We start from the raw sequence: 249 nt of genomic DNA, 5'->3' as shown, positions 1-249 counted from the left end.
GCATAAGGCAATCGGGCAATCCTGCCCGATATTCAAACAGGCAAAAGTCGGGCGCAAATACCCGACCTGTTGATTGCAAACTGCTTATCCGCCGACTACGGGGCGCACGATGTCCACTTTATCGTTTTCATTCAACAGCGTTTCCGCATACGCGCCTTTGGAGACAAACTGGGTATTGACGGCAACGGCAAACGGTTTTTGCGGCGCGGTTTGGGCGATAAGGTCGGCGATAGTTGTGCCGTTTAATGT

General features: G+C 52.2%; 1 protein-coding gene. It reads right to left on the bottom strand.

What is annotated here, in order from left to right; all coding sequences use genetic code 11:
* Positions 1 to 84 precede the first annotated feature (84 nt).
* A partial coding sequence (gene thiS, locus ACTHS4_RS12285; RefSeq protein ID WP_440366027.1) for a sulfur carrier protein ThiS occupies positions 85 to 249 on the bottom strand: 165 nt, incomplete at its 5' end.

Source organism: Neisseria sp. P0014.S009 (genome assembly GCF_051958155.1).
GTDB classification, from domain to species: domain Bacteria; phylum Pseudomonadota; class Gammaproteobacteria; order Burkholderiales; family Neisseriaceae; genus Neisseria; species Neisseria flavescens_C.
The sequence above is the reverse complement of the archived record's forward strand: the minus strand, read 5'-3'. Positions and strand labels throughout refer to the sequence as shown.